This is a genomic window from Marinobacter persicus (genome assembly GCF_900114155.1).
Taxonomy (GTDB): domain Bacteria; phylum Pseudomonadota; class Gammaproteobacteria; order Pseudomonadales; family Oleiphilaceae; genus Marinobacter; species Marinobacter persicus.
On the sequence record NZ_FOSC01000002.1, the window covers coordinates 329,827 to 353,073 of the forward strand.

Genomic DNA, 23,247 nt, shown 5'->3' on the forward strand with positions numbered 1-23,247 from the left:
GTAGGGCTTGACTGCAGCCATCCCTGGCTGCAGACAGTTTTGGAAAGCCCTACCCCCTTACTGACATCTGGCGTGGTCACTTCTTTCTCGCCGCATATTCACCAAGAGTGGACTCCCGGTTGCCGGGTCTTCCAGCAAATCACAGTGCACCCCATACAAGGTATGCACGAGCTCCGGCGAAACAATCTCGCCCGGAGGACCTTCCATAATCACCTTGCCCGCTTTCATGGCCACCATATGATCAGCATAACGACAGGCGCTAGCCAGGTCGTGCACCACCATGGCAACGGTTTTTCCCTGCGCTGCCAGCTGCCGGATCAACTCGAACACTTCAATCTGGTGGCCAAGATCCAGCGCCGAGGTGGGCTCGTCCAATAATAGTAAGGGTGTCTCCTGAGCCACGGCCATGGCAATCCAGGCCCGCTGGCGCTGCCCCCCGGAGAGGGTGTCCAGTGCACGATCCTGCAGCTCGATGACATCGGCGGCGGTCACGGCGTGGTCGAACGCTTGCTGGTCCTTTCGGGACCATTGTTTCATCCAGCCCTGATGTGGCTGGCGGCCAAAACGCACCAGATCGGCCACGGTCAGGCCTTCGGGCGCGGTGTTGTCCTGGGGCAGCAGGGCCAGCTTGCGGGCGACTTCCTTCGAGGGCAGGACATGAATGTCTTTGCCGTCCAGCAGAACCGTGCCGGTGTCGGGTGCGTGAATCCGGGCCAGGCCGTTTAGTAGCGTGGATTTACCGCAGCCGTTGGGGCCGACAATGGCGGTAACTTTGCCTGGCGGGAGCGTTACGCTCAGGTTTTTGGCAACCGTGAACTTCCGGTGGGCGAGTGTGATGTTGTCGGCAGCCAGTGTAGCGGTCTCGGTCAGGTTCATGTAAGGCTCCGATTGGACGGTTTCAGCAGAATCCACAAAAGATAGGGGCTGCCAACAATGGCAGTGATGATGCCCACGGGAATTTCCAGTGGCGAAAACAGGGTGCGGCCCAGCAAATCGGCCAGCACCATAAAGGTGGCGCCGGCAAGCCCCGAGGCCAACAGGGGAACCTTGCCCGGTCGGCAAAGCGTGCGGGCCAGTTCCGGGGCCAGCAGGGCGACCAGCCCGACGGGACCGCAAACAGAAACCGCCAGGCCAGTCAGCAATACCGAGAGCCCCAGACCCAGAATGCGGATAGCCCGCAAGCGGGTGCCCAGGGCAATGGCCACAGCGTCGGAAAACTGCAGGGTGTTCAGGCCACGATTAATAATGGCCAGCAAGATAGCGGCAAGCACCAGGCCGATGGACAGGATTACCACACTGTGACCGGACCGGGCATTCAGGCTGCCGACGGTCCAGGGATAAGCGGCGTTGGCGGCGTCAATCGCCACACGGCTGAGCATCACCTGAGTCGCGGCACCGGCGATGGCGCCAATACCAATGCCCGCGACGATGAACCGATAACCCCGCGTACCGTTCGCGCCCGCCAGTCCGAACGCCAGTGAAGTAGCGGCAGCTGCGCCTGCCAGTGCCATGGCTGAAGGTGCCAGGCTCAGGCCAATGCCCACCACCGATGCCACGGCAAAAGCTGTGGCGGCGTTATCGATACCGATAATGCCCGGCGTGGCCAGGCGGTTGCGGGCCAGGGTTTGCATCAGGCAGCCGGCCACCGCAAGTGCCGCGCCGCTTAGCAGGCCGGCGAGAATGCGGCTGCCGCGCAATTCTTTCACCACGAAATCCGTCATCGGATCGGCCTTGCCCAGCAGTGAGCCCAGAACATCGAGAGGAGCCACTGAAATCGTGCCCAGTGACATCGAGCTCAGGCTGGCGGCTACCAGAGCCAGTAAAAGAAAGCCATTGGCGAGTCCGGTGCGTTTGTCGGTCAGGGCAAGGAGCATGTTCAATTAACCTGCGGGTTCAAGGGTTACAGCGACGGCATTCGCCCTGCCCGGACGATGGCCAGCAATACGGGTGCGCCAATCAGTGCGGTCACTACGCCCAGTGGTAATTCCGACGGGGCCGCGATCAGCCGGGAGAGCACGTCAGCGCCCAGCACCACGGCTGGGCCAATCGGTAAGCAAAGCCACAGTGTTTTTCGGATATCCGGGCCGGCAAAGGCACGGGCAATAAAAGGCACCACCAGCCCGACAAAAATCAGCGGGCCGGCCAGGGCGGTGGCGGAACCCACCAGCAAGGCGACCGAGAGGGTAATCAGAAAGCGAATGCGGCCGGGATGATGCCCCAGCCCGACCGCCGCTTTTTCGCCCAGCGCCATGGCCGCCAGTGGGCGCGCAACCATGGCAATGATCAGCAAACCCACTGCAATGGCAGGCAGGGTGCTGCTGAGCAGGGTTAGTGGTTTTCCGGCAATGCTGCCGGTGATCCAGAAGCGGATTTCATCGGCGGCCCGCTGGTCCATCAGCATCAGCATGGAGGTAAGCGCCAGCAGCAGGCCGCTCAATGTGGCCCCGGCCAGAATCAGCCGGACCGGATCATTGCCCAGGCCCTGCACCCGGGTGGCGGCAATGACCAGTGCACAACCGGCAAGTGCCCCGAGTTGGGCCACGAAGGTGGTGAGTGTGGCGTTGCTGGCGCCGAATAAAATGGCGAGCGCCACGGCAAAGCCACTGCCAGCGCTCACGCCGAGCAAGCCGGGTTCAGCCAGGGGGTTGCGGGTCATCGATTGCAGCAAGGCGCCCGCCAGTCCCAGCGCCAGCCCGGTAACCAGGCCGATCATCGTGCGTGGCCCACGCAGTTCGGAGACCACGAAGTGGGCATTATCCGGGCCATTGCCAAGTAACGCAGCAAAAGCGTCCCCGGGGGAGACCGGTCCGGCACCGTAGAGCAGGCTGGCCATTACAACCAGCGACAACAAAAAGCCCGCCACAAGCCATGTCGTTAACAGCCGCGACGGGAATGAGGCGCGGGACGCAACCGCGCGGTTGGGGACCATGGCTTTCAAGGACGGAACCTTCAGGGCTGAATGTTTTGCACGGCCGTTTCGATGTCATCCAGAATGGCCAGTGCCGCCAATGGGCCGGAAGCGCTGGTCCAGAGCTGGCCGCTGACGCTGATGACCTGTTCGTTCCGCACGGCATTCAGGCGTTCGAAGGCCGGTGACTTGCGGGCGGACTCCAGCGCTTTTTTACCGTCTTCATTCAGAGTCGCCAGCACCACCCAGCTTTGGTCCATGCGCGTGAGGTTTTCCAGGCTCAGTGGTTCGCTGTGCGGACGGCCCTCTTTAACCAGATTGTTATCCGTCACCTCAAAACCGGTGGCTTGCAGGATGGAGGCTGAGAACAGGCCCTCAGCCATGATCAGCGGTCCCTGTGGCATCCAGCGCACCAGCGTGGCGTCGCGCCTGTCTTCGGGAATGGTGGCTTCCACCAACTGGCGTACTTCAGCTATCCGGCTTTCCACCTGTTCAATGACCGCTTCGCCGGCTTCTTCCTGGCCCAGGGCCCGGGCGAACAGCTGGGTCTCCTGTTTCCAGCTGTCCGGCTGGAACATGGGCACATCTGACACAACTACCGGGGCCACCCGGGACAACAGTTGGTATTGCTGTTTACTGGTTCTCGGTGCGGCCAGAATCAAATCCGGGCGGGCAGCAATGACCGCTTCGATGTTGGTTTCTGCCGGTGCGCCAACGATGGCGACATCGGCGGCCTGTGGCTGGATGTAGTCGGCCACGTCACTGCCGCCACGGGTAATCACCGCACCCACGGCGCTGGAGCCAACCGCCAGTGTCGTGTCCAGGGCACCCTCGTACAGGGTAACCACCCGTTCGGGCTGACCTTCAATGGTGACAGGGCCGAAAGCAGTCTCGACGGTACGGCTCTCTGCTTTTGCCACATTCAGGGAAAAGGCGATGGCGGCCAATGCGAGAAAAGACTTTTTGGCCGCAGATCGGGTTTTCGTGGGGACGCTGCTCATTGGTACAGGTGCTCTCTGATGCATGGGTAGGAAGCAAATCAAGAATTAATATAATGATAATGGTTCGCATTAGTGTTTTAAAGTGTTAAGTTGGAACAGTCGGTTGCAATTAGTGAGACGCAAACATGTATGACTTGCAGGAACTGGAAGCCTTTGTGTCGGTGGTGCGTTCGGGCAGTCTGACGGCCAGCACCCGAGACCTGGGGTTGCCCAAATCCACCCTGAGCCGGCGCATACGGCAGCTGGAACAAACCGTTGGCCAGCCGTTGCTGTTGCGCCAGTCCCGGAAGATTGTGCCCAACGAGGCGGGCAGGGTGTTCTACCGTTACAGCAACGATGTGCTGGAACTGATGGCCCAGGGACGCGAAGCCTTGGATGAACTGAAAGAGGAAGTCACCGGCAAACTGGTTCTGCAATGCCATGAATCGTTCGTACGGGGCTGGTTTTCCCGGGTTGTGGAAGCGTTTATGGCCGAACATGGTGACCTTCAGGTGATGATCCAGACCCAGCGAGAGGTCCCGGATAACCTGGAAGACGGCGTCTGCCTCTGGCTCGGCCTGGTGGGGGAAACCGCACTGCGCCAGGAAACACTGGGTGGGCTGTCGCAAGGCATATACGGCAGCCCGGATTATTTCCGGAAAAACGGGATGCCCTCCACACCCGGTGATTTAGCGGACCACCCCTGGGTGGATCTGCTGGGTGACACACAGGGCGGGTTATTGCTGCGAAACCCGAGGCAGGGCACTTATCCGGTGGCCACCCCCGCCCGGCGATTGACGGTGGATCAGTCCTGTGTACAGGGCGATGCCATTGCTGCGGGCCGAGGCCTTGGGCTGATGCCCCACTGGCTTGTGGAGCGCCGAATGCAAGCGCACCCCGGCAGCTTTCAATGCTGCCTGCCAGACTGGCAGGGGCCGGAATTGCCGGTAACCTTGTTGTACCCCCACGGGCACCTGCCGCGCCGGGTGCGGGCGTTTCTTGCCCATGTACGGGGATCGGTTCCGGAGGCCTGGGTCGAGCCGGCCGGTGCCGGCGCCACTGAACGGCAGAATTCAGAGTGCGTTTAGACAAAAAAGGGGAGGCCGAATGGCCTCCCCTGAACTGAGCTAACTTAAATAGTTGGGCTTAGAATTCCACGGTGGCGGAGAGCCATAGACGACGGCCTTGTTCGATGGTGCCGCCCTGGGCCATGCCTCGGTTCTGATAAATGTAATCAGATGCCCAGCCTGTTTCCTGAGTGCCGCCATCATCATAGGTATAGCTCGCGCCAGACAGGAAGTCTTTGTCCAGCAGGTTGTAGATAGTTGCGGTCAGGGTCACCTTGTCGCTGGCCTGATACGCGCCGCCGAGGTGGAATAGCGCGTAAGCATCCAGGTCGCCCACGGCGTTGTCGATGGCCTGCTCTTCGTCATCGTACTCGCCTTTAACCTTGGTGAAGCGGGTCCTTTCTCCGCGGTATTCGCCCGACAACCAGAGATCCAACTGATCGGTGGCCTGCCAGTTCAGGCGAGCATGGAAGACGTGTTCCGGGGTGTTGGTCAGCTTGGCACCGCGATTTTCACCGCTTTTCTGCTCACTATCGGTGAAGGTGTAATTACCTAGCACGCTCCAGTCCTGAGCAAACTGCCAGCTTGAGGCCAGCTCGATGCCACGGGTTTCGGCTTCGCCGATGTTGTCCAATTGATCGTAGGTTCCATCCGGAATGTTCGGGTCGCCATTGATAGTGACTGAGGTGCCGCTATCAATTTTGTCCTCAAAATCGGTGTAAAACACCGTTGCATTCGCTTTGAAACCGTTCAGGTTGTCGTAGTAGGCCCCAATCTCATAGTTGGTGCTTTTTTCAGGCTCCAGGCCGGGAGTGCCGATGGTGATTGTATCGCCCTGACCGGTTACACCATTGATCCCATCGTGCAGGTCGCTGATTTCCGGTGTCTTGTAGCCCTGACTTACGCCACCTTTGAATGTCCAGGCTGGCGTGGTATTCCAGACCAGATAGGCCCTGGGTGTGAAATGGCCCGAGAAAGCATCATGGTCTTCATAGCGACCGCCTAGCGTCAGTGCGAGGTTGTCACGCAGGTACCACTCGTCTTCTGCAAATACGGCCCAGGAGCTTTGTTCAAACGTGGTGCCTGCGATGCCGTCAGTCAGCTCTGTGTCACGGTATTGTGCACCGAACGTTGCGATGTGGTTGTTGCCAAGGGGAGAGACAAGCTTGGTATCCAGAACAGTGTCTTTGGACTCCAGTTCACGATCTGCGCCGCCAATCAGATCCTGATAGGGTGGATCGTAGGCTTCTCCGAACGGGCCAGGAAGTGTTCGGCCTTTAGTTTCAGTGACGTTGTAAGTCAGATCATTCGACCAGGTGCCGAAGCCGAATCGGCTGTTGCTCCCTAAAGCCAACTGATCGCGATTGAATCTCAGCTCATCGGAGTAACCGTCAGCCTCGTCGTCGGTGTCTGGCTCGCAGGATCTTGTTCGACCATCTAGCGTCCCCAACTGGCACTCGTCATTGTTATAAACCTGCCGCCCGGTCTCAGCGTCAAGATAGAACTCATGGCCGGTCATCGGCACAAAGGACAGCCGGGCACCGATATGACTATTTCTGCCATCAACCGGCGCCACGCCCCGCTTGGGCGCCTCGCTGCCATCATCGAATGTGATATCGGAAGCGGAGCGGTCCAGTACGCTGCCTCGTACGGCCAGGCCAAGGGTATCCTCGATCAACGGGCCGCTGGTGTAGAAGCTGGTTTTGCCAGTGTCGCCATATTCCCGGTGTTCCTGGAAAGTGTGCTCAAGGGAAACGGAGCCGGACCACTCGTCAGACACCTTCTTGGTGATGATATTAACCACGCCGCCGATAGCATCGGAACCGTAGAGGGTAGACATGGGGCCCCGGATTACTTCGATGCGCTCAATCGCGGAGACCGGTGGCATGAAGCTGGTTGAAGTGTCGCCAAAGCCGTTCGGGGTAACGCCACCTGGCGCGTTCTGGCGGCGGCCATCGATCAGGATAAGGGTGTAGTCGCTGGGCAGGCCGCGAATGCTGATGTTCAGGCCGCCGGTTTTGCCGGTGCTTTGGCGCACATCCACGCCTTCGACGGTTTCCAGTGCTTCGGCCAGGTTGGAATACTGGTTCTGCTGAAGCGCTTCCTGATTGACCACGCTGATACTGGCCGGCGCATCTGTTATTTTCTGTTCAGAGCCGGAGGCCGACACAACAATCTCGTCAAGCTCGGTTGGCTGGGCAGCGGCATTTAGGGAGACCCCGGTGGATAGCAGGGGAATGGCCACCGCTAACAGCTTTTTCTGGAACGCCATGAATAACTCCTTACTGGTTGGCAATCTTTCAGGTGGGCAAATGATAATCGTTAACAAGTGATAATAAAGAGATTTTGACGGAACGGTTTGTCCAGTAATCCGGGACAGTCTGTATTCGCTTACCAACGCTTTGATTTAACAGCTATAAGGCGCGTAAACCCATGAAGCTGATCCTCAGCAGAAAAGGCTTCGACACCTCCGCTGGCGGCTGCCCGAACCCGGTCTTTCCGGACGGCAGCGGCCTGGCTTTGCCCATTCCTGACCCGCAATCACCCATTCGCTACAGCCAGGTCCGACATGCCGGTGAATTGATTGGGCCCATGGTGTCGCAGCTAACCGGACACCGGGGTTTTTCCCGTAAAGGTGCGCACCTGGACCCGGATCTGCTGGCGGATGCCTATCAACGGGAGCCGGGCTGGCGGCCGCTGCTGGGCCAGCACAGCGCGGCGCAGGCGCATCTGGCCAATCATGGGGTGGGCGACGGGGATCTGTTTTTATTCTTCGCACTGTTTCGCCCTGCGGAACAGCACAGAGGGCGCTGGCGGTTTGTTCCCGGTACGCGGGCTTTTCACGCTGTCTGGGGCTGGTTGCAGGTGGCAGAGGTGTGGCCGCTGGGCGAAGCACCACGGGTGCCCGCCTGGGCCGCGTATCACCCGCACCTGCATGGCCAGCGTTCAGCTCACAACAGTCTGTATGTGGCAAAGGAACAACTGAGCCTGCCCGGATTAAATCAACCACTCCCGGGTGCCGGCGTGGTGCCGGTTATTGGCGGGCTCCAGCGCCTGACAGCGCCGGATGCCACGGGTGTGACGGACTGGCGCTTGCCGGCAGCGTTCATGCCCGGGCCGGATCAGGAACCGCTCAGCTACCATCACAAGATGGCTCGCTGGCAACGAGAAGACGAGCATTGGTGCCGGCTGAAATGTGCGGCCCGTGGACAGGAATTTGTGCTGGATCTGACCCAGTACCCGGGCGTGCGCCAATGGCTGGCCACGCCGGGGCTGCTGGGTTAGGTGTGTCAGGCGCGTTTGAAGGTGGCCAGTGCTGCGGCGGCGGTAACAAACAGCGTGCCAAATACACGGTTCATCTGTTTCTGTCGCCGGGGAGTGGTCATGAATCGAAACAGCTGGCTGGCCAGCACGGCGTAACCCACCATTACCAGAATATCCACCAGAATCAGTGTCGCGCCCATGGTGGCCAGTTGCGGGCCATGAGGGGCGTCGGCCACCAGGAATTGCGGAAACAGGGCAATCAGAAAAATGGTGGCCTTGGGGTTGGTCAGGTTCACCAGGGCGCCGTTCCAGAACTGCTGGCGTTTGCTGAAGCCGGCCAGATCGCCCCGGCTGGCCTCCACCGGTGGCTCGCGCCATTTCTGGATGCCAAGCCAGACCAGGTAAGCCACGCCAATCCACTTGATGACCATCAGCGCGGTCGTTGATGAAGCGACAATGGCGCCAAGCCCTGCACCCACCAAAACAATTTGGGCGCCGTAACCGAATTGCTGCCCCGCGATGGTCGGTAAAGACTTCCTGACCCCATAACGCAGACCACTGCTCATGGAGTTCACCGCGCCTGCGCCGGGTGAGAGGCTGATAAATAAGGCCGCGACCAGGAAGGTCAGCCAGATGGTGAGTGTCATTAACGGTGCTCCCTTGTAAATTGACGTTTGTCACAAAAGCGTCACAAGTCAAAAAGCCCAAGCTGTTATCCTGTACCGCTTAGTCTACCCAAATCAATGCAGGAGCAGGGCAGTCATGAGGATAATTGCGCTATACAGCCCCAAAGGTGGCGTGGGTAAAACGGCAGCGGCGGTGAATATCGCTTACCTGGCCAGCCAGGATAACTGCCGCACGCTGTTATGGGATCTGGACCCGCAAGGCGCCTCAAGCTTTTATCTGGCAGGTGCGGAGCCGGTGAAAGGCCGCAAGCTTTCCAAGCTGCTGGAAGGCAAGTCGCCCATGGCCAAGTTTGTCCATGATGACATCTATCCGGGGCTGGATTTCATTCCCGCTCACAGCAGTTTCCGCAATTTCGACATCAAACTGGACCAGGATGATGGCGATGGCAATCAGCTGAAGAAAATGCTGGCGCCGCTTTCCGAGGAGACCAGCCTGGTGGTTCTGGACTGCCCCCCCACCTTATCCCGCCTGACCGAGCAGGTGCTGGACGTGGCGGACCAGGTTTACGTGCCGCTGGTGCCCACGTGGCTCTCCATGAACAGCTGGAACCAGCTTTACGAGTTCGCCAAAGACAAGAAGCTGGGAGCGAAAAAGCTGCGCCCGTTTTTCTCCATGGTGGACCGCCGCAAGAACCTTCACCAATCGTTGGTGCAGCAGGGGCCTGAACGACTGAACAACTATGCGGATGTCGCCATCCCCTACGCCAGCGTGGTGGAGCGCATGGGGGAAGAAGGTCTTCCGCTGGAAAAACTGGACGCCAGAAGCCCGGCGGCAGCGGCTTATCGGGAGCTTTGGTCAGTCATCAAAAACGATCTCTGGTAAGCGCCTGGGCTCTGCCCCTTATTCTCCACCAAAGGGCGCCTTTAAGGTATCCATCAGGGTTTTGATTTTATTCAGCGCGCCGGCCGCCGGATGAATATCCGGGTAAGGCTGGTCGCCCTGCTGCTTCTGCTTCTCCGCCTGCTCTTTCGCCCTGGCCGCCGCCTTCTCGGCCTCGATACGATCCAGCTCCTTATACACCTGTTCCGAGCTCACCACAGTGCCGGGTTGCACCTCGATCTGCTCTGTGGTTTGTTCTTCCGAGCAAGGTTCATCAGTGAATTCAACGGCGCCAGTTTGGGCATCGGTGCATTTGAACACGCTTTGCGCGGCCACCGGGGTGGCCAGCAATAGCAAGGCGACAGCCGCTAGCGGTTTTATCATGTCCCGGGTCCCTGAGTCGCGGGTGGGTTGTGCTGTTGTCGGCAGCATAGCATGAGTGTCGGGCTCGGCCTGCACTCAGGCTGAGGGAAACACCAGCGAAGCCTCAACGCCGCCGGGTGCATTGGCAATGATGGCTTTGCCGCCGTGTTGCGCCATGATTGCGGCTACGATGGCCAGGCCCAGCCCACCGGTTTCCGAGGCATCCTGCCGGGATGGATCGCAGCGGTAAAAGCGGTCGAACAGTTTGGGCAGGTGTTGCGGGGCGATGGAGTTGCCGGTGTTGAATACTTTCAGGACGAAGGTCTGGTCGTCCCGGGTGCTGCTCACCCGGATGGTCCCGCCGGGTGTACCGTAGCGCAAGGCGTTGTCCAGAAGGTTGGCCAGCGCCCGTTGCACCAGTTTACGGGAGGCACACAGGGTGTCAGTGGCCTTGTTTTCCAGCGTCATCTGCTGCTCTTCAGCGATGTCCTGGAAATAATCGAACAGGTTGTCCGTCAGGGCGTTCAAATCCACGGTTTCTTTGGTAAGAGTGCGCTCGCTCTGCTCGGTGCGAGCGAGGAACAGCATGCTATTGATCATGCGCGACAGGCGCTCATGTTCTTCGAGGTTGGATAGCAGCAGCTGGCGGTAGTCTGCGGTATTCCGGGGGCGAGACAGGCTCTGCTGGGTCTGCCCGATCAGTGTGTGCAAGGGCGTACGCATCTCGTGGGCGAGATCTTCGGAGAAACGCGCCAGCCGATCAAAGCCGGCCTCCAAGCGCTCCATCATCGCGTTCAGCCGAGCACTCAATTGTTGTAGTTCGGGCGGTTGGTCGGAGAGACTCAGGCGGGTGCCGAGGGTATCTGTGTGAATGTCGGCGATGGTACGGGTAATGCGGCGCACGGGTCTTAGCCCCAGGTGGCTGACCAGCCAGCCCATGAATGCACTGACCAGGGTGCCCAGCAGTAGTGCGCCGGCCAGTGTAGCGCGGTAGTCGGCCAGCATGCGGTTTCGCTCGGTCAGGGTGCGGCCGGCGACGAGGGTCAGGGTCTGTCCCCGTATGACCACGGCTACCCGGGCCAGCCGGTAAGGCTCTGGCTGTTCGCCGGCACTGAACCGGATGTGCGTATTGTGACTGGCATGAGGCACTGGCAACCCGGGCGGGTTGATGTCGATGAGTACATTTCCGTTGGCATCCAGCACCCAGAGCACGTTTTCGGTGTTGCCCAGCATGTTGGCGTAGAGCCTGGGTTGTTCCTGCAAGGCGGTTACGCTATCGGTCTGTGACAGCAGAGCCTCCATGCGTTCCAGCCGCCCGCGCAGGGTCTGGTCGTCACGCCAGGTCAGTTCCTTCTCCAGCGACAGGTACAGGAAAAGGCCGAGCGAGCCTAGGGTGATGAGGGTGATGGCGGCAAACAGCAGCGCCAGTCGCAGGCTCAGGCTCAGGGAAAGGCACCTCATTCAGCCGGCTCCGCTTTCAGCACATAACCCACACCCCACACTGTCTGGATTAGCTTCAGGTCGTGATTGTCGTCGATCTTTGCGCGCAGGCGTCGAACAGCCACGTCGACTACTTTGGTGTCACTGTCGAAATTCATGTCCCAGATCTGCGAGGCGATATTGCTGCGGGCCAGTACTTCGTCTTCGTGGCTCATTAGCAAATGCAGCAGGGCGAACTCTCGTGCGGTCAGGGTGAGAGGTTGCCCGGCGCGGGTCACCGTCCGGCTTCTGGTGTTCAGTTCCAGATCGGCCACCACCAGGTGGTCCAGATCCCGGGTCTGGGTACCCCGGCGCAGCAGCGAGCGCACCCGGGCCAGAAACTCGGCGTAGGAAAAGGGTTTGACCAGATAGTCGTCGGCGCCGGATTCCAGCCCCCGCACCCGGTCTTCCACCGAATCCCGGGCAGTCAAAAACAACACGGGAGTTTGGGTGTGTTTGCGTAGTAGTTTGAGCAGCTGCCAGCCGTCGATGTGGGGCAGCATGATGTCCAGTACCACCAGATCAAACGACTCCTCAAGAATCAGATGGCTCGCATCCAGACCGTCGTGGGCTACCTCCACCTGAAAACCGGATTCCGCAAGCCCCTTGCGCAGATAATCCGCTGCTTTGAGCTCGTCTTCGACTATCAGAATCCGCATGGGAGCGCTCCGGGGAAGGTGGCTGAAAAAAAGGGTCGTTTGAGAGCGCAAAGGGTGGGGAAATAGTGCGCTTTTTTCAGTGAATGTTTGGTAATAAAGCTGCAAACCTTCTGTTCCTGCCGGCCCGGCAAAGTAGCTGCCATCAACTCAACCAATGAGACAGGAGAGAGTGTATGTTTTCCATGAAATCGGTAGTGGCAGGTGTGGTTCTGGCGGGCACGTCCAGCATGGCGTTCGCGGCGGGCAATCCGCTGAGCGTTCACGTGTTGAACATTGAGAACGGTTTGCCGTCTCCGGACGTAACCGTCACTCTGGAGCGTAAAGAGAACGGCAACTGGGTGGATCTGAGCGAAGCGGTGACCAACGAGCAGGGCCGTATCAGTGCGCTGTATCCGGAAGGTGAAGCGCTGGAAGAAGGCACTTATCGCGTGGTGTTCGAAACCGGCGAGTGGTTCGAAAAGCATGAAACCGCGACCTTCTTCCCGGAAATTCCGGTGGTATTCACCATGGACGGAACGCTCGACCACTACCACGTGCCGCTGCTGCTGAGCCCTTACGGTTTCTCGACTTATCGGGGCAATTAAGACCGGCAGAATGGTGCTTTGAAATAGAGGTTGCGTCTAATCTGCTTCGGGGCGGCTTGTGTCGCCCCGGTTTTCCTCCGCTCGATTTCGCTTTATCTATCTTATATAATCCCGCCACTCCGCAGGAGAGAGGGTGCAAATGCCCCGCCGAAGGCGCAATCTCCCATAAACGCTCAGGCACACGTACTGCGGAGCTTCACATCAAGCCGACTGGAGAGCGACTGCCAGAGCAGTCCACCGAAGGGGCAAGCAGGGGCCACCCTGTAAACTCTCAGGTATCAGGACAGGGGGAGAGGCACGCAAACGCAGGAGAGCTGTGTGCTGATCTATATCTATATGATGGCGATTACCGCCGAAGCCATGTCCGGAGCCCTTGCCGCTGGTCGTCGTAACATGGATATTTTCGGAGTTGCCGTGGTGGCCTTCCTGACCGCCCTGGGCGGCGGAACGGTCCGCGATATCCTGCTCGGTAACTACCCGGTTAACTGGACACAACACCCGCTTTATATCTATCTGGTTCTGGGCGGAGGCCTGGTGACCATTATCATTGCCCGGGTCATGCGCCATTTGCATCAACTGTTTCTGGTATTGGATGCCATTGGCCTGGTGGCCTTCACTGTGATCGGCTGCAACGTCGCTCTGGGGCTCGATTACGAGCCGATTGTGGTGCTGATGTCCGGTATTACCACCGGTATTTTTGGCGGTATTCTGCGGGATCTCATGTGCAATCGCATGCCGCAGGTATTGCGCCATGAGCTTTATGCCAGCGTCTCACTGGTGGTTGCTATCCTGTACCTGTTCATGCTGGACCTGGGGGTCGGGGAAAACGTCACCCTGCTGGCTGCCTTCAGCCTGGGGCTTTTGCTGCGTATGGCGGCCATTCGCTGGCATCTGTCTTTGCCGGTGTTTCGTTATTCGCAGGAGCAATGGGACTGATAGGCTGTATTGACTGTTATTCCGGCCATGTGTACTACACTGTTGAGACGTCCGTTTTTCTTTGCCAGCAAGGAGGAACTGTGGTGTCTGAATATGCGTCGAACGGCCATAACACTGAACGTATCAGTGGTGACCTCTCGCCCTCCGAACGCTTTTTGCAGGAGCTGCTGGAGCCGGCCGATATTCAGCTAAATGGGTGCCGGCCCTGGGATATGCAGATTCACGATCCCGCTGTCGCGGATGCCATTCTTGCCAGAGGCAGCCTGGGGTTGGGTGAGAGTTATATGGAAGGCGGTTGGGACTGCCAGCGGCTCGACCAGTTTTTCCACCGGGTTCTGCGTGCCCGTATTCAGGACAAAGTAAAACCCTCCCGCGCCTTGTTCCACACTCTGAAAGCCCGACTACTCAACCGCCAGACAGGCCAGAAAGCCTGGCAGGTGGGTGAGCACCATTACGATCTCGGTAATAAGTTTTACGGGGCCATGCTCGATTCGCGCATGACCTACACCTGTGGGTACTGGAAAAAGGCTGAAACTCTGGAACAAGCGCAGGAAGCCAAACTGGACCTGATTTGCCGCAAACTTGGGCTGCAACCAGGTATGCGGGTGCTGGACATCGGCTGCGGCTGGGGCAGTCTCATGGGCTATGCCGCCGAACATTATGGCGTAGAGTGTGTTGGTGTCACGGTTTCCCGCGAGCAGACCGCCTGGGCGCAACAGAAATACGCCGGTCTGCCGATCGAATTCCGCTTGCAGGACTACCGTGATATTGATGAGCAATTCGACCGGATTGCCAGTGTCGGTATGTTCGAGCATGTTGGTCGGAAGAACTATGGCACCTACATGGATGTAGCCCGCCGGTGCCTGAAAGATGACGGCCTGTTCCTGCTGCACACCATTGGTACACGGGAAGACGCCAGCGGCAGCGATCCCTGGATGGACCGCTACATTTTCCCCAACGGCGAGCTGCCCACCATCAGCCAGATCAGCCGAGCGGCGAAGGGCCGTTTTGTGGTGGAGGACCTGCATAACTTCGGTGCCGATTACGATAAAACCCTGATGGCCTGGCAGGAAAACTTCAAAGCGGCCTGGCCGGACTTCCGTTACGAGCTGGGTGAGCGTTTCTACCGCATGTGGGAGTATTATCTGAACGCCTGCGCTGGCTCCTTCCGGGCCCGGGAAATCCAGTTGTGGCAGTGGGTGTTGTCGAAAGAGGGGGTAGAAGGTGGTTACAAAAGAGTTAGCTAGGGTGCCCGGAGGGCATGAAACATAAAATTACACTCCTTATCTTGATGCAGCTCAAGTTTCTGCGAGCATAACCGATAACAAGTAACTCAATTACAGCTCACTTCAGTTGAGCCAAACCTCCTTCCCTGAACCTGGCGCGGGAGCTTGGGCACACAGTCCGGGTTTCGCCTGGAGAGTCACATCAAGATGCAGCATAGCGAATTTTCTCTGCTGGAAATGCAGCAGAACATTCATGAGTTGATCGCGCAAAAACACCCTCTGGAAGAAGTGCTCCCGGCCATTACCGATTGGATCGAAGTCATGATGCCAACCGCCCTGGTTTCCATCATGCGGTTCAATCCGGAGACTCAGGCGCTAAGCATGGTGCCCAGCCCGCAGTTCTCTTCCGCCTATGTGGAACAGTTGCAAGGCATTTCGATAGGAGATGGCAAGGGAACCTGTGGAACAGCAGCTTACAGGCGAAAACTGGTCATCACCGAGGATATCCGGACGGACCCGAAGTGGAAAGGGTTTCAGGATATTGCCGAAGCGGAGGGTGTCCGGGCCTGTTGGTCCATGCCGATACTGACGGCCAGCGGTGAATTGCTGGGCACCTTCGCATCTTATTACCGGTCGCCGGTGGCCCCCACAGAAGGTGCCCAAAGGAATCTGAGCCGGGGCGCTGCGCTGGTTGCCCTGGCCATTCTCCGGCAACGGGATACCGAGGATCATTCCGCACTTTCCGAATGGCACCGCACGCTGTTCGACAACCACCCGGATGGTGTGTATACCTTTGATCTGGAAGGGCGTTTTCTAAACGGAAACTCTGCCCTTGAGCGCATTACCGGTTACTCGGTTGAAAGTCTCGTGGGTGTCCATTTCAATCAGTTTATTCAGCCAGAGGCTCAAGCACTGACTCAGGCCGCGTTTGATAAAGCGAGTCGCGGCGAAGCCGTCACCTACGAAACTGCAGGTATACACGCTGATGGCCGCCATTACGATCTTGAGATCATCAACTTTCCGGTCAGGATCAAAGAGCGAATTGTGGGTGTGTACGGTGTCTGCAAAGACATCACAGAGAGAAAGGCCCAAGAGGTTCAGATTCGTTACCAGGCCACTCATGACCTGGTGACAGGGCTGCCAAACCAGGCGGCTTTTAACGAAAACCTCGAAAGGCTCATGGACGACGGTTCTGTCCAAAAACAGGGGTTGGCGGTTCTGTATTTTGACCTGGATGGTTTCAAGCCGATTAACGAGGGGCTGGGGCATCAGGTGGGTAACCAGGTGATACAAATCGCGGCACGGCGGATGCAGGCTTGCTTGCCGGAGAATGCTGTTCTGGCCCGGCTTGTAGGCGATGAGTTTGGTGCTGCGGTTCCGGGTTTTACAAGTGCAGATGCGATCTCTGGAATTGCCGACCAGATTCTTCAGGCGCTGGCCGAACCTATCGAGGTGGACCCGCAGATGATTCATATCAGTGCCAGTATTGGCATTGCCGCCTATACCGCAGATGTAAAGCAACCCCAGCAGTTATTGCAATTCGCAGATCTGGCCCTCGAACGGGCAAAACGCAAAGGCCGCAACATCTGGCAGTGGTACCGCCCCGAAGAAGGGCAACGATTGAAGCACAGCGTTACATTAAGGCACGAAGTGCAGACAGCGCTGCGCGAAAACCAGTTTGAGGTTTATTATCAACCGCTTGTGGATTCGCTAACCGGGCGTATTCGCAGCGTTGAAGCGCTGGTGCGCTGGCAGCACCCGGACAGAGGCATGGTGTCTCCCGGCGACTTCATCCCCCTGGCTGAACAAACCGGGCAAATTGTGCCGCTGGGCCTCTGGGTTCTGAAGCAGGCTTGTCAGGAAGTGGCGGACTTGAATACCGGGCGGGAGCAAAGTTTGCGCGTTGCTGTGAATATCTCCTCTTTGCAGTTTATCCGTGATGGTTTTCTGGATGATGTGTTCAAGATATTGGATGAAACCGGGCTTCCGCCCCGCTTACTGGAACTGGAGGTGACCGAGAGTGTTCTGATTGAAGGCGCGGATCATGTCATTGGCGTGATGGAGGCTCTGAAGCATAAGGGCATCCGGGTTGCCCTCGATGACTTCGGGACTGGTTTTTCAAGCCTGAGTTATCTCAGGGATCTGCCGACTCATAAGGTAAAGCTTGATCGAAGCTTCATTCAGAAAATCGAAACAGACCGGCGCATTGCGGCCATTGTTCAGGGGGTGATTACTATGGCTCACCACATGGACATGATTGTGGTCGCCGAGGGTATTGAAACTCTTGAACAGCAGGAAGATCTGGCCCGGCGACATTGTGATCTCTTGCAAGGCTACCTGTTTGCCCGGCCCATGCCGATGGCAGAGCTGATGGCCCTTCCCGATATTTTACCTGTTGAATCGAATGCATGAACAAGAAAACCAGTCTGGCTCGCCGCCTTGTTGTGGCGAGCGCTTCAGCGGTGATTCTGGTTACTCTGGTGATCACCCCGATTATTATCTCAAACATCTCAACCCGCTTTGAAAGTTCACGCCAGACCGCCGAAACCCTTCTCGAAGGGGAATATGATGCTCTTTTGCAAGGTTTGGATGAGAGTCTAAACCATACCCTGGCCCTGTCCGAGTTTCCGACAGTTCGGGAATACCTGACCCGAACCGGCAGCGCCAGCTCGCCTTATCAGGAAGAGTGGGCCTTTCGTAACGAAATGCAGCTGCGGGGTATGCTCGGCACGCTGCTGACGCACTTCGGTCGCTACACCCGATTAACCCTTATCGATACTGCCGGCCTGGAACGGTTGTCGACCGGCCCCTCGGAAACCATCGGTACAGACCACAGCAACGCCCCGTATTTTCGGGAAGCCATGGTTATGGAAAACCGGGCTCTTTACCTGTCTGTGCCTTACCAGAGTGCCGTCCGGGGGGCGCAACAACCGTCTTATGTGATTGATATCGCGACGCCCGTGTTGAATGCTGATGGCAGTCGTTTGGGGGTGCTGGTACTCACGCTGAGCTGGGACTATCTGCTCGGTACGCTGCCCCACGCGACAGGGACCAACGACAATGCACATGTCTGGTTGACCGATGCCCAGGGCCGATGGCAGTTGCCGGACACCCAGGGGCTGTTTGGCTTTGGTGAGTCATTAAAGGATCGCCGGCCAGCGATCTGGGCAGCCATGGAGCGAGGCAATCGTGGAGAACTGCTGACCGGCGAATCCATCCTCGTCTTTCGGACACACGATCTGCGAAATGATCATTTCCGCAGTGAGGCCAGGCAGGTAACGAGCCTGCCCGGGACCCAGCCGTGGCGGATTGCTATCAGCGTACCACGCCCGGATCTGACGTTCCTGATGCTGGAAAGCCCCTGGAAGCTAAGCCTCATTGTGGTGACCTATATTCTCGCTATTGGCTTCGGTCTGTTCTGGGTGTTGAGCAACCATCGTCAACGTTCGTTAAAGGAAGAAGCGCATAAACTCTCAAAAAACGCGCGGGCCTATGCGCGGGAATTGATGGATTTGTATGAAAATGCTCCCTGTGGTTATCACTCGCTGGACGAGCAGGGCGTGATACAGAAAATAAACCGCACGGAGTTGCAGTGGCTGGGCTACTCAAAAGACGAGGTGGTGGGCAAGCGTTATTACCGTGACCTGGTGTCACCAGAAACCCGTGCCGCTTTTGATGAAGCCTTCAGCGCGGTTCTGCTGAGCGATGAGCATGAAGGCTCCGCCGAAGTTGAGCTGATGCGCAGCAATGGCGACCGATTCCCTGCTGCCATCGAGGCCTCCGCCCAGACAGACGATGACGGTTTCCAGTACAGCAGGGCCATGGTCTTTGACCTCACCGAACGCAAACAGATTGAAGACCTGTTGACCCGGCAGGCGATGACGGATCCGTTGACCGGCCTGGGTAATCGGCGTTTTCTTGAGTCGCAGGCGGAACTGGAAATTGCGCGTGCCCGCCGGAGCGGCGAACCTCTTATGCTGATTGCGGCCGATCTGGACAAGTTCAAGCGCATCAACGACAACCATGGGCATGATGTGGGTGATGCGGTGCTCCAGGCTTTCGCAAAAACCGCTCAGAACGAACTGCGAGACGGGGATGTGCTGTGCCGGATGGGTGGTGAGGAATTTACTGTACTGCTTCCTGACACCTCCAAAGAGCAGGCGTTAATGATTGCCGAGCGCCTGAGGGTGGCCGTTGAGTCTGCGCCTGTTGATGTGGGTGAAGAGGGTGCCGCAGACGGCTATCTGCGTTACACCACATCCATGGGAGTTACTCAGGTTCTCCCGGACGAAAAGACACTGAAGCCCGCCATCAAGCGCGCCGATGAAGCGCTCTATCAGGCGAAAGAAGCCGGGCGGAATCGCGTGTGCTGGGGCGATTAACCAATCCAACCCAGCATTTGCCACCAAAAATAATCCAGCGGAAAGAGCAGTACCACGGAAAGGCCAGCTAATATCAGGCATAAACGGGCAGCGTGGCGTATTGAGATGCCTGCCAGTGGCATGGCCATCATCAGTGGCACTGACTGGTAGGTAAAGACTACCGTTGAGAAGCCGAGCACCTGGGTCATCAGTACTGCTTCTAGGGAAAAGCCCGTCAACTCGCTAATTTGTCCCGCCAAAGGGGTCAGGGTGGCTGGAATGCCGGCCAGAGTGGTTAGGACGCCAGTAAAGGTAGCGGTCAGCGACAGTACCATAAAATTGGTAAAGTGGTTTTCAGGGTTCAGTGGCATCAGGTCGAGAGCATAGGTGCCGACGATCTGGCTGATGTCCTGATAATTGATCAGCGCGGCAATCCCCAGCAGTCCTCCAACCACTAGAATGGCGCTGACATTCACCTTCTGGTTAAAGCTTTTAGTTGAAACCATTCCTATGCCGGGTAAAAGCAGTAGCGTGGCAGCTGCCAGGCCGATCCAGGCCACGGATATCTGGTGCAGGGAATCGGTCATCCACAAGCCCAGGGTTGACACCATGATGATCAAGAGTCGTATTTCCTTTCCTGAGAATCCGGATGTGGTGGCTTTTACCGGGGTACGTTCAGGTTTGGCTGGATAAAGCCAGAGGATTGCGACAATTAACAGCAGCGCTTTGAGAAAGCCGAGCACAGGAAAGTGCAGCAACAGGTATTCGCCAAACATGGGGCTCCAACCGTGGATGTTCTCGGCGGAGCCGATCATGATCATGTTTGGGATGTTGGCAGGAAGAATGGCAAACGTGGGAATGTGGCTGCCAAAAGCCGCCGCCAGGCCTACCCCTATTTGTCCGTTGCTCCCCTTTTCAAAGCCACAGTTTTCCGAGATAACCAGGGCAATTGGAATAAACAGCACAATTCTTCCTACTGAGGACGGCATAACAAAGCCCAGTAGAATGCCGATAAAGACGATGCCGGCAATTAGCCGGACATAGCTGGAATCCAGGTGGACAGTAACGGAATCGGAAAGCCGCTGGGCGAGCCCGGTTTCTGTGATGGCAATACCGATTACCAGACCGGAGACAATTAACCAACATGCGGTAGATGTAAGCCCTGAAAACACTACTTCGGCTGGAGCCAGAGAAAGCAGCATGGCCAGCGTCAATACCAGCAGTGCAGATACAAATTCCGGCAAAGCACCGGTCGCAAATAGCACCAGACCGGTCATGATCAGAAGTGCGGAGAGCAGCTGTTGCTGATCAAGCCAATTGCTGATGGAAGAGATCATCAACGCCAGAGCCAGAGCGGGAATGAGTACTAGCGCCATCCATTGAGCTCTGGTGAGCCGCAGCTTCTGAATCATTTTAGAAAATTTCCGTGGCTGAAGTTTTGATGGAATGGCATCAATAGCTGCCACGGATGAGTTCGATGCCTGGCTCAAGCACCTCGTAAGGTTTAACGCACATTGTCGTTCTTCCTGGGAAACAGCCAGAACGAGAACCACCTGGTCATACGCGGCATCAGCACATAACTCATCAGCCCCATCACTACCATGGTCACCAGCATGGTGCGGATCAGCAGCGGGATTTGCGCCAGCCAGTCGCCAAACAGGGCGAACACCACGGTAACCGCCGGGTACAGCGCCAGCCAGCTAACAATGGTCATCTTCCACTTGGGCGGCGGTTGCACCGGGTTCTGGCCGGGCAGGGTAAACCAGGTGACGATGCCGGACGTGGTTTCCCGTTCGCTCGGCTGCGCTAGCAGTGCCTCGATTTGCTCGAGTAGCTCGGTTCGCTCCTCCGATTCTTCCCATTTCCTGAGGCTGTCACGGTCCTGGAACTTGAAGACAATGCGGTATTCCGGGTCTTCCGGCGATGAGGGGCGAAACATGGTGGCGCCCAGGTAGCCGGGAAAGCTCGCGGCGCGCTTTGTCATCTGGCTGCTCAGCTTTTCAAATTCGGTTTCCTGGCCTTTTTTCACGCGCCGGGAGACCACCACGGTTAACGGATCAAAGTGTTCCTGGTTGTTTGCTGTCATCGCTTGCATCCTTGAGTTGGTAACGATTTAACCGGCAGCTCGGGTGTCGGGCGCCAGGTGTTGAACCAAATATTTCTGGCGAAGCACGTGATACCCCACGGACTCGCCAGCCTGTACGGTTTCGGTCAGCGTTTGGGCGGTGTCGCTGGCCAGCCGGTGGATATCCGCCACTTCCTCGCTGATTTGTTGCACTGTCTGGCTTTGCTGCTCGGTGGCGGCGGCAATTTGCTGGTTCAGTCCGTCGTTGTCGTTCAGCCCGGAGACAACCGTTTGCAAGGCCTCCACGCTGGCCTGCATTTGCTCCACGCTTTGGTTGGACTGCTGTTTTCCGGTTTCGATGGACGCCACCACAGCCCGGGAGCCTTCTTGCAAGGTGGTGATCATGTCCTGGATTTCGTCCGTGGATTGCTGGGTGCGCCTGGCCAGCGACCTTACCTCGTCTGCCACCACGGCAAAGCCACGTCCGCTCTCTCCGGCGCGGGCGGCTTCGATGGCCGCGTTGAGTGCCAGCAGGTTGGTTTGCTCGGCAATGGCGACAATCACATCCAGAATGCGCCCGATGGACTGGCTGCTGTCATCCAGTTTGCGCACCACTTCCATGGAGTGATCCAGCTCCTGCGCCAGCTCCTGAATGCTTTTCTGGGCCGCATTGGCGTGGGTGGTTGCGTCATCGCCCGCCTGCCGGTTGCTGTTGCTGAGCGTGGCTGCCTGCTGTGTGTTGCTGGAGACCTCCTGAAGGGTCGCGCTGAACTCTTCCACCGAGGTTGCAACGGTAGACAGGGCTGCCTGCTGCTCGCCAGAGGCCTGGGTGCCGCTTTGCAGCAGGGTGTTGGCTCGCATGACAAAGCCTTCGGTTTGCTGGCCGCTGTCAGACACGCGGGTGATCATTACATCCAGTCGGACCCTCGCCAGGCGCAGAGCCAGCTCGATTTGCCCGATCAGGCCCGGGTGTCCGGTGTAAACCAGTTGCTTGATCGGGTGGTGAACCAATTCCCTGGCCTGTGCGGCCAGACGTTCCAAAGGGCGGTTCAGCACCCATAGTGCAGCGAGCATGGCTCCGCTTCCGGCCAGAAAGGTGAGTGTTGTTATCAAAGGGCTGAACAGATAACTGGCGATCAGCGCGGGCACAAATGCCAGGGCTGCAATCAGGGTTTGCAGTAGCGCCGGAGGCAGTAACGGTATCTTCAGCTGGCGGGGCGTTTTGCCACGGCCCCGGGCCCGATAGACATCTTGGGTGCGCTGAATAGTAAGCGGCGAGGGCAGCTGGTAGATGGCCTGATATTCGATTATCGAGCCGCTGGTATCGGAGATGGGCGTGACAAAGGCGTCGAGCCACAAATCTTTTCCATCGGCGGTTTTGTTGCGGATCATGCCCATCCAGGACTCATGGCGCCCGAGCGTTTTCCATAAATCGTTCAACGGCCCTTTGGGCATGTCCGGATGCCGGAGTTTTTCGAATGAGTGCTCTTTGAGCTGAGCTTCGCTGTATCCGACCAACTGACAGAAGCCTTTACTGGCGTAAGTGATCCGACCCTGGCTGTCAGTCAGGACCAGCAGCTGCTGTTTGGTCTGTTTTTCCATCTGGATAGATTCGTAACCAGACATGGTGCCACCCCTTGTTGAAACCCGTATTGAAACTGAAAAAGGGGCCCGCAAACGCGGGCCCAAAGGAGAGCCACAACGATGTGCAGATCATTGGCCCATAACAAACTGGCGATTGGGATAACGGGGGTCTGGTGTCACGAAGCTGTAAGCGATGCGCGGAGCGCAGGCTGGAGAAGTATTCATGTCGGGTCACCGTCTTTGTTGTTTGTGTTAGCGACGGCTA

20 protein-coding genes and 2 riboswitches are annotated in these 23,247 nt (G+C 57.8%); of the genes, 8 read left to right on the forward strand and 12 right to left on the reverse strand.

Features of this window, described 5'->3' with window-relative positions; all coding sequences use genetic code 11:
* Positions 1–57 precede the first annotated feature (57 nt).
* The 4 genes from BMZ63_RS03510 to BMZ63_RS03525 are packed head-to-tail and all read right to left on the reverse strand — an operon-like array spanning position 58 to position 3,909.
* Positions 58–876, reverse strand: a complete 819-nt coding sequence (locus tag BMZ63_RS03510) for an ABC transporter ATP-binding protein (RefSeq protein WP_091701705.1) — start codon at positions 874–876, stop codon at positions 58–60.
* Positions 873–1,874, reverse strand: a complete 1,002-nt coding sequence (locus BMZ63_RS03515) for a FecCD family ABC transporter permease (RefSeq protein WP_177187018.1) — start codon at positions 1,872–1,874, stop codon at positions 873–875. The genes BMZ63_RS03510 and BMZ63_RS03515 overlap by 4 nt, the downstream gene beginning before the upstream one ends.
* 26 nt (positions 1,875–1,900) lie before the next feature.
* A complete protein-coding gene (locus BMZ63_RS03520; RefSeq protein WP_091701864.1) occupies positions 1,901–2,929 on the reverse strand; it encodes a FecCD family ABC transporter permease in 1,029 nt (342 codons plus the stop codon).
* A 20-nt stretch (positions 2,930–2,949) separates the two neighbouring features.
* On the reverse strand, positions 2,950–3,909 hold the full coding sequence (locus BMZ63_RS03525) for an ABC transporter substrate-binding protein (RefSeq protein ID WP_091701707.1): 960 nt from the start codon (positions 3,907–3,909) through the stop codon (positions 2,950–2,952).
* Positions 3,910–4,034: 125 nt separating this feature from the next.
* Here BMZ63_RS03525 and BMZ63_RS03530 point away from each other — a divergent pair, with 125 nt between their 5' ends.
* Positions 4,035–4,976, forward strand: coding sequence for a LysR family transcriptional regulator (locus BMZ63_RS03530; protein ID WP_091701710.1), 942 nt, complete (start codon positions 4,035–4,037; stop codon positions 4,974–4,976).
* 58 nt (positions 4,977–5,034) lie between these two features.
* Here BMZ63_RS03530 and BMZ63_RS03535 read toward each other — a convergent pair whose 3' ends face one another.
* The gene (locus BMZ63_RS03535; protein ID WP_091701713.1) at positions 5,035–7,227 is read right to left on the reverse strand and encodes a TonB-dependent receptor domain-containing protein; all 2,193 of its coding nucleotides are present in this window, start codon (positions 7,225–7,227) and stop codon (positions 5,035–5,037) included.
* 161 nt (positions 7,228–7,388) lie between these two features.
* On the opposite strand from BMZ63_RS03535, the gene BMZ63_RS03540 reads away from it, so the two are divergent.
* Positions 7,389–8,240 carry an Nmad3 family putative nucleotide modification protein gene (locus tag BMZ63_RS03540; protein WP_091701717.1) on the forward strand — a complete coding sequence of 284 codons (852 nt, stop codon included), beginning with the start codon at positions 7,389–7,391 and terminating at the stop codon, positions 8,238–8,240.
* Between the two features lie 5 nt (positions 8,241–8,245).
* Here the strand turns inward: BMZ63_RS03540 and rhtB are convergent, their stop codons facing one another.
* Positions 8,246–8,866, reverse strand: coding sequence for a homoserine/homoserine lactone efflux protein (gene rhtB, locus BMZ63_RS03545; protein WP_091701720.1), 621 nt, complete (start codon positions 8,864–8,866; stop codon positions 8,246–8,248).
* A gap of 115 nt (positions 8,867–8,981) precedes the next feature.
* Here rhtB and BMZ63_RS03550 point away from each other — a divergent pair, with 115 nt between their 5' ends.
* On the forward strand, positions 8,982–9,728 hold the full coding sequence (locus BMZ63_RS03550; protein WP_091701723.1) for a ParA family protein: 747 nt from the start codon (positions 8,982–8,984) through the stop codon (positions 9,726–9,728).
* An 18-nt stretch (positions 9,729–9,746) separates the two neighbouring features.
* Here BMZ63_RS03550 and BMZ63_RS03555 read toward each other — a convergent pair whose 3' ends face one another.
* Genes BMZ63_RS03555 through BMZ63_RS03565 form a run of 3 tightly spaced genes read right to left on the reverse strand, consistent with a single transcriptional unit; the run spans position 9,747 to position 12,226 of the window.
* Positions 9,747–10,157, reverse strand: a complete 411-nt coding sequence (locus BMZ63_RS03555; protein ID WP_091701726.1) for a DUF4124 domain-containing protein — start codon at positions 10,155–10,157, stop codon at positions 9,747–9,749.
* 27 nt (positions 10,158–10,184) lie between these two features.
* The gene (locus BMZ63_RS03560) at positions 10,185–11,549 is read right to left on the reverse strand and encodes a heavy metal sensor histidine kinase (RefSeq protein ID WP_091701729.1); all 1,365 of its coding nucleotides are present in this window, start codon (positions 11,547–11,549) and stop codon (positions 10,185–10,187) included.
* A complete protein-coding gene (locus BMZ63_RS03565) occupies positions 11,546–12,226 on the reverse strand; it encodes a heavy metal response regulator transcription factor (RefSeq protein ID WP_091701731.1) in 681 nt (226 codons plus the stop codon). The genes BMZ63_RS03560 and BMZ63_RS03565 overlap by 4 nt, the downstream gene beginning before the upstream one ends.
* Before the next feature lie 173 nt (positions 12,227–12,399).
* Between BMZ63_RS03565 and uraH the strand changes: the two genes are divergently transcribed.
* The 5 genes from uraH (at position 12,400) to BMZ63_RS03590 (ending at position 19,354) form a co-directional block, all read left to right on the forward strand.
* Entirely contained in the window at positions 12,400–12,810 is a 411-nt protein-coding gene (uraH, locus tag BMZ63_RS03570; protein ID WP_091701734.1) for a hydroxyisourate hydrolase, read from the forward strand.
* A 112-nt stretch (positions 12,811–12,922) separates the two neighbouring features.
* A riboswitch (glycine riboswitch) is annotated at positions 12,923–13,009 on the forward strand.
* A gap of 1 nt (position 13,010) precedes the next feature.
* Positions 13,011–13,107: riboswitch (glycine riboswitch) on the forward strand.
* Between the two features lie 21 nt (positions 13,108–13,128).
* Positions 13,129–13,746 (forward strand): trimeric intracellular cation channel family protein, encoded by a 618-nt coding sequence (locus BMZ63_RS03575; RefSeq protein ID WP_091701737.1) that lies wholly within the window; start codon positions 13,129–13,131, stop codon positions 13,744–13,746.
* An 83-nt stretch (positions 13,747–13,829) separates the two neighbouring features.
* Positions 13,830–14,993 carry a cyclopropane fatty acyl phospholipid synthase gene (gene cfa, locus BMZ63_RS03580; protein WP_373296666.1) on the forward strand — a complete coding sequence of 388 codons (1,164 nt, stop codon included), beginning with the start codon at positions 13,830–13,832 and terminating at the stop codon, positions 14,991–14,993.
* Between the two features lie 186 nt (positions 14,994–15,179).
* Positions 15,180–17,384 (forward strand): bifunctional diguanylate cyclase/phosphodiesterase, encoded by a 2,205-nt coding sequence (locus tag BMZ63_RS03585; protein ID WP_091701742.1) that lies wholly within the window; start codon positions 15,180–15,182, stop codon positions 17,382–17,384.
* Positions 17,381–19,354, forward strand: a complete 1,974-nt coding sequence (locus BMZ63_RS03590; RefSeq protein ID WP_091701745.1) for a sensor domain-containing diguanylate cyclase — start codon at positions 17,381–17,383, stop codon at positions 19,352–19,354. The genes BMZ63_RS03585 and BMZ63_RS03590 overlap by 4 nt, the downstream gene beginning before the upstream one ends.
* Here BMZ63_RS03590 and BMZ63_RS03595 read toward each other — a convergent pair.
* The 3 genes from BMZ63_RS03595 to BMZ63_RS03605 all read right to left on the reverse strand — a co-directional run bounded on the left by BMZ63_RS03595 (position 19,351) and on the right by BMZ63_RS03605 (position 23,024).
* Positions 19,351–20,745, reverse strand: a complete 1,395-nt coding sequence (locus BMZ63_RS03595) for an SLC13 family permease (RefSeq protein ID WP_091701748.1) — start codon at positions 20,743–20,745, stop codon at positions 19,351–19,353. The two genes, BMZ63_RS03590 and BMZ63_RS03595, sit on opposite strands and share 4 nt — an antisense overlap.
* A 92-nt stretch (positions 20,746–20,837) precedes the next feature.
* Entirely contained in the window at positions 20,838–21,419 is a 582-nt protein-coding gene (locus BMZ63_RS03600) for an antibiotic biosynthesis monooxygenase (protein ID WP_091701751.1), read from the reverse strand.
* A gap of 27 nt (positions 21,420–21,446) precedes the next feature.
* Positions 21,447–23,024 (reverse strand): methyl-accepting chemotaxis protein, encoded by a 1,578-nt coding sequence (locus BMZ63_RS03605; RefSeq protein WP_091701754.1) that lies wholly within the window; start codon positions 23,022–23,024, stop codon positions 21,447–21,449.
* Positions 23,025–23,247 lie beyond the last annotated feature (223 nt).

Bases quoted from the DNA above. Each gene is read 5' to 3' on its own strand.
- BMZ63_RS03510 (WP_091701705.1), bottom strand. From the start codon at position 876: ATGAACCTGACCGAGACCGCTACACTGGCTGCCGACAACATCACACTC.
- BMZ63_RS03515 (WP_177187018.1), bottom strand. From the start codon at position 1,874: ATGCTCCTTGCCCTGACCGACAAACGCACCGGACTCGCCAATGGCTTT.
- BMZ63_RS03520 (WP_091701864.1), bottom strand. From the start codon at position 2,929: ATGGTCCCCAACCGCGCGGTTGCGTCCCGCGCCTCATTCCCGTCGCGG.
- BMZ63_RS03525 (WP_091701707.1), bottom strand. From the start codon at position 3,909: ATGAGCAGCGTCCCCACGAAAACCCGATCTGCGGCCAAAAAGTCTTTT.
- BMZ63_RS03530 (WP_091701710.1), top strand. From the start codon at position 4,035: ATGTATGACTTGCAGGAACTGGAAGCCTTTGTGTCGGTGGTGCGTTCG.
- BMZ63_RS03535 (WP_091701713.1), bottom strand. From the start codon at position 7,227: ATGGCGTTCCAGAAAAAGCTGTTAGCGGTGGCCATTCCCCTGCTATCC.
- BMZ63_RS03540 (WP_091701717.1), top strand. From the start codon at position 7,389: ATGAAGCTGATCCTCAGCAGAAAAGGCTTCGACACCTCCGCTGGCGGC.
- rhtB (WP_091701720.1), bottom strand. From the start codon at position 8,866: ATGACACTCACCATCTGGCTGACCTTCCTGGTCGCGGCCTTATTTATC.
- BMZ63_RS03550 (WP_091701723.1), top strand. From the start codon at position 8,982: ATGAGGATAATTGCGCTATACAGCCCCAAAGGTGGCGTGGGTAAAACG.
- BMZ63_RS03555 (WP_091701726.1), bottom strand. From the start codon at position 10,157: ATGCTGCCGACAACAGCACAACCCACCCGCGACTCAGGGACCCGGGAC.
- BMZ63_RS03560 (WP_091701729.1), bottom strand. From the start codon at position 11,549: ATGAGGTGCCTTTCCCTGAGCCTGAGCCTGCGACTGGCGCTGCTGTTT.
- BMZ63_RS03565 (WP_091701731.1), bottom strand. From the start codon at position 12,226: ATGCGGATTCTGATAGTCGAAGACGAGCTCAAAGCAGCGGATTATCTG.
- uraH (WP_091701734.1), top strand. From the start codon at position 12,400: ATGTTTTCCATGAAATCGGTAGTGGCAGGTGTGGTTCTGGCGGGCACG.
- BMZ63_RS03585 (WP_091701742.1), top strand. From the start codon at position 15,180: ATGCAGCATAGCGAATTTTCTCTGCTGGAAATGCAGCAGAACATTCAT.
- BMZ63_RS03590 (WP_091701745.1), top strand. From the start codon at position 17,381: ATGAACAAGAAAACCAGTCTGGCTCGCCGCCTTGTTGTGGCGAGCGCT.
- BMZ63_RS03595 (WP_091701748.1), bottom strand. From the start codon at position 20,745: ATGATTCAGAAGCTGCGGCTCACCAGAGCTCAATGGATGGCGCTAGTA.
- BMZ63_RS03600 (WP_091701751.1), bottom strand. From the start codon at position 21,419: ATGACAGCAAACAACCAGGAACACTTTGATCCGTTAACCGTGGTGGTC.
- BMZ63_RS03605 (WP_091701754.1), bottom strand. From the start codon at position 23,024: ATGTCTGGTTACGAATCTATCCAGATGGAAAAACAGACCAAACAGCAG.